3 protein-coding genes are annotated in these 4,968 nt (G+C 67.1%); all 3 read right to left on the reverse strand.

Annotation, left to right across the window (positions count from 1 at the left end):
- The coding region (locus AC1DZ6_RS18905) for a response regulator transcription factor (RefSeq protein ID WP_477098683.1) at positions 1–330 on the reverse strand (330 nt) is incomplete at its 3' end.
- Between the two features lie 9 nt (positions 331–339).
- The gene (locus tag AC1DZ6_RS18910; RefSeq protein ID WP_477098684.1) at positions 340–4,281 is read right to left on the reverse strand and encodes a PAS domain-containing protein; all 3,942 of its coding nucleotides are present in this window, start codon (positions 4,279–4,281) and stop codon (positions 340–342) included.
- A 317-nt stretch (positions 4,282–4,598) separates the two neighbouring features.
- The coding region (locus AC1DZ6_RS18915) for a gamma-glutamyl-gamma-aminobutyrate hydrolase family protein (protein ID WP_477098685.1) at positions 4,599–4,968 on the reverse strand (370 nt) is incomplete at its 5' end.

Consider the following 4,968-nt stretch of genomic DNA (forward strand, 5'->3'; position numbering starts at 1 on the left):
GTCGTCGGCCTTGAAGGGCTTGACCATATAGCCGTTCGCGCCAGCGCTCAGCGCGGCCTTGACCGTCTCGATGTCGCCCCTGGCGGTCAGCATCATCACCGGAACCTTGTTGCGGCGGTGACGGCGCAGCACGTTCAACACGGCGAGACCGGTCATGTCGGGCATCTGAATGTCCAGCAGCACCAGTTGCGCCCGCGTGCGCTCGATCAGGTGCAGTCCAGATTCGCCCGTGCTGGCGGTGGCCACGGTGTAGCCTGCCTGGGTCAGCACCAGGTCGGCGACCTGACGGATCAGCAGATCGTCGTCGATCACCAGAATGGTTGTCGGCATGAGTCTTCCTTACGCCACCTGTTCCTGAGAGCCGGCCCGCGCCAGATCGGCGAGCCAGTCGCGCGCGTCCGCCTCGGCCGCGTGCGCCAGGTCGCGAGCGCGAGCCAGGGCCGGATCGTGGTCGAGGCCGTTCTCAAGCCTCTGCTCAAGCTCGCCGCACGCTTCGGACAACGCGTCGTAGCCTAACATGCCGACGCCGCCGCGCAGAGCGTGAGCTTCCTCCCGGAGGCGATCCAGGTCGGCGTCGGGCGACAATTTGCCCTGAAGCTGGCCCAGCAGCGTGTTCAGCAGACTGGTGACGCCTGACGCGCCGAACGTCTGCTCCAGGTCCCGACGTCCGTCGCCGTCGGGCTGGGCGGCGGACGGCGGGGCCTCGCCGACATAGCGCTTCAGCATGGCCTCAAGCGCGCCGGGCTTGAGCGGCTTGGTCAGGTGGCCGTCCATGCCCGCCGCCTCGCATCGCGCCAGGTGCTCCGGTGTCGCGCTGGCGGTGAGGGCGATAATCGGCAGGGTGGAATAGGGCCGGCCGGCCGAGCGGATCCGGCGCGTGGCCATGAAGCCGTCCATTACCGGCATCTGGCAGTCCATCAGCACCAGGTCGAACGGCTGGGCGGCGACCGCCTCGACCGCCGCCGCGCCGTCGTTGGCCAGCGTCACCGAGCAGCCCGCGTTCGACAGGAGGGCCATCATCAGTTCGCGGTTGAGCTCGACATCGTCGACCACCAGCACCCGCGCGCCGGCGAACGCGCGGCTGTGATCGGCCACCTCCGCCGGACCGGTGGCGGCCTCGGCGATCGGCAGGCAGAGCTCGAACCAGAAGGTGGAACCGGTCCCGAGCGTGCTGGTGACGCCGATCTGACCGCCCATCAGTTCGATCAGCTGCTTGGAGATGACCAGCCCCAGGCCGGTGCCGCCATAGTTGGCGGCGATCGAGGTCTCGGCCTGGGCAAAGCGATTGAACAGGCCGTCGATCTTGTTGCTGGCGATGCCAGCCCCCGTGTCGGAGACCTCGATGCGAATGCGCAGGGCGTCCGATCCAGCCAGATCCCACGTCAGCCGCGCGGCGACGCCGCCCTGCGAGGTGAACTTGACCGCGTTGGACAGCAGATTGAGCAGCACCTGCCGCAGGCGGCCCACATCGCCGACCACCATCGCCGGCGCCGCCGCCGGTAGAAGCGCCTGCAATGCGAGGTCCTTGGCGGCGGTCTGCGGCTCAAGCAGCGCCACCGTTTGGCTGACAAAGGTCATGAGATCGAAGGGGGCGCCGTGCAGTTCCAGCGCCGCGGCCTCCAGCTTGGAGAAGTCCAGGACGTTGTCGATCACCGCGTGCAGCGCCTGGCCGGCGTTGTGCACCAGGCCGATGCGCCGGCGATCCTCATCCCCCAGACCCGGGCTTTCGGTCAGCAGGCGCGAGAAGCCGATGATGCTGTTGAGCGGCGTGCGCAACTCGTGGCTCATATTGGCCAGGAAGTCGGCCTTGGAGCGCATGGCGACCTCGGCCTCGTGGCGAGCCTGAGCGAGGGCGTCTTCCTGTTCCTTTTGCGCGGTGACGTCCCGCACGACGTCGAGATAGCCGGTCGGCTGGCCGCCGGCGTCGCGCAGGAGGGCGGGGCTGGATTCCAGCCACAGCCAGCGATCTTCGGCCTGGTGCTTGCCGCGCCAGCGCACCCGGCGAGCCGGCTCGCCGCGCATCAGGGCGTGGAAGGTCGCCTCCAAGGTGGGCTGGTCGTCGGGATGGGCGAACGCGCTGGCCTTCTGGCCGATCAGGCCCTCGACGTCATAGCCGGCAAGGGTCTCGATGGCGGGCGAGACGAAGGTGATCAGGCCCCGTGGGTCGCTGGTGACGATCACGTCCGTGGCGTTGTGAGCCATGAGCTTGTAGCGCCGGTCGCTTTCTCGAGCGGCGTGTTCGGCGACCTTCAGGTCGGTGACGTCGACGAGCACGCTGAAGGCGCTGACAGCCTGGCCCGCCCGCCACTGGATGTGGCCGCGCAGCAGGATGTGGCGCTCCCGATCGCCCGGGAGCAACAGGCGATAGCTAGTGTCGAAGACGTCCGCCTTGGCGGCCAGCGCCGCGTCGTAGTCATCGCGAACCTGCTGATGATCGTCGGGATGGCGCCGCGAGAGGAGCAGATCATAGCCCGGTTGATGTTCGGCGGGGTCCAGGTCGAGGATCGTCCAGATCTCGTCCGACCATGTCATCTCCTGAGTGGCGATGTCATAGGTCATGTAACCCATGTGGGCCATCTTCTCGGCCGAACGCATCAGCGTGTTGGCCTGCATCGCGACCTGCTCGGCCGCCTCGGCCGCCTGTTGCGCGGCCGTCAACGCCGCCTCGTGCTCCATGCGCTCGGTGACGTCGCGGATCACATCCGAGGTCTCCAGCAACCCGCCGCCGAAAGGCGCGTGCACGCCCTGCGGTTGGGATTCGAGCCAGACCCAGCGCCCGTCCTTGTGACGCGCTCTGTAGACGAGGCGGCCGTCGACGGCCGCGCCTTGCCGTAAACTGACCAGCGCCGCGCGTATGGGCGCGTAGTCGTCGGAGTGGATCAACCAGCCGAGTGTCCGACCTTCCAGTTCCTCGGGCTCGTAGCCGAGGACGGATTTGCAGGCGGGATTGACCGACAGGCATATTCCGGTGGGATCCAGGCGCAAGACGATGTCGCTGGCCTTGGCGGCGATCTCGGCATAGCGGCCTTCCAGATGGGTCCGCTGGATCTCGGCGAGCTTGGCGTCGGTGTTGTCCGTGAGGGTGCCGAAAAGCGTCACGACCGCGCCGCTCTCGTCGCGCTGGCAGGCGACATGTCCGCCCGTCAGCCGCATCTCGCCGGTGGAACGGAAGATGCGGATCTGCTCCTGAGAATAGTCCTCGCCATGCTGGATCGCGCGATCGACCAGACGCTGGCATTCGGGAGCGTCGTCAGGATGGACCATGGCCATGGCCGCCGCCAGGTCTGCGTCGGAGTTCGGATCGACGCCGAAGATCTCGTACATCTGTCGCGACCAGGTGAAGATCCCCGTCGGAATGTCCAGGGTCCAGTGTCCCAGTCGGGCGACGCTGGTGGCGGTGTCTAGCCTCAGCGTCTGGTTTTCGGCGGCGCGCAGGGCGCGAGCGAGCGAGGCCTGGAGCTTGCGGGCCTCGGCGCGCTGATTGGCGAGGGGCAGACTGGCCAGGATCGAGATCGCCAGAAACGCTTGCAACACCAAGATGCGCTCGGTGGGATCGCCATCGATCAGGCCGATGGGGCCATGCCCCGCCAGGCTGAGCGTGATGCCGATCAGGGCGGTGATCATGACGCCTAGCGCCGCGCCGAACAGCTCCAGCCGCCACGTCACCAGCATGAGGGCGGGCGGGACCAGGAACAGCAGCGGATAGCGCGATTGGCCGAATGTGACGCCGACCACCGTGATCAGCACGAAGAGGGTCCAGCCATGTTTCCCAAACCTGGGTTCGTCCTCGCCGCGTTTCTGGGTGAGCAGCAGCAAACAGGGGGTCAGGGTCATGAAGCCCAAGGCGTGGGCCATGATCCACACCGTCAGGCTTTGCAGGACCTGATCTCCGTTGAAAAGGCCCAGGCCCGAGGAGGCGATCACCGCCGCGACGCCGGCGCTGGCCGTCGCCGCCATTCCGAATTGCAGCAGATGAGCAGTCCGGCTGATATCGAAGCCTTGTCCGATGACGTGTCGGATCAACAGGGCGCAGGCCAGTGTTTCCAGCAGGTTGGCCACGCAGAGGGTGAGGGCGACGCTTCCCTTGTCGCCCATCCACAGGAAGGCCAGCAGGTTGCCTGCCAGTCCCGCGATAGCGATCCAAGGCCACTGGCGGCGAGGAGAGCGTAGGTAGAAGCAAAGCACGGCGGCGTTGGCGAACCAGATCGGCGACACGCGGCCCACGGCGCGCGGCGCCAGCACGCAAGCGGCGGCGAGCATGAAGACGGTCAGAGAGACCATCGCAACCTTCGATCCCAGGTTCCAGGACTTGTTAAATGGCATCATGGGCGCCCGAGATTCATGATCTCAAAGGGCGCGCTTATGGGTAACGGGGCGTAAACGCGGACGAAGCGAGGTTGCGGCCGAATGTCACGCTGAACGATTGCCGTTCCGACCGCGATGCCCGCGCCGATGGCGACGAGCAACGGCGTCAGCGGCACGAACATTCCGATAACGACCAGACCCTCGCAGAACGCCATGGCGGCGGGCGGGAGCCCCGGCGCGGGGGCCGCTGGTCTGTAGAACTGCCACACCACGGGCGACAAGTTCGGCCGTGGTCACGGCGTGGCGGCGGGCGCCGGTTTGCGCCGAGCCCTGGCGGCCGCTACCAGAGCCTTGAACAGTCGGCGATGATGGGCGCGATAGATCATCAGTTCGGGGTGGTACTGCACGCCGATCCAGAAAGGCCGGGATCGGTCCTCGATCGCCTGGATGACGCCATTGGGCTCCCGCGCCGCGACGGTCAGGCCGGCGCCGACCCGATCGATGGCCTGCTGGTGGATGATGTTGATCCTCGTGGCGTCCTTGCCGATGATCGCCGCGAGGCGTGAGCGCTTGTGCAGGCGCACCGGCTTGCGCACGGTCAGGTGTTCCCACCAGGTCGGCGTCAGGTCGGCCCCCTCGAAGCTGGACAGGTCCATGTAGAGG

The organism is Caulobacter sp. P1_B12_2 (assembly GCF_056406675.1).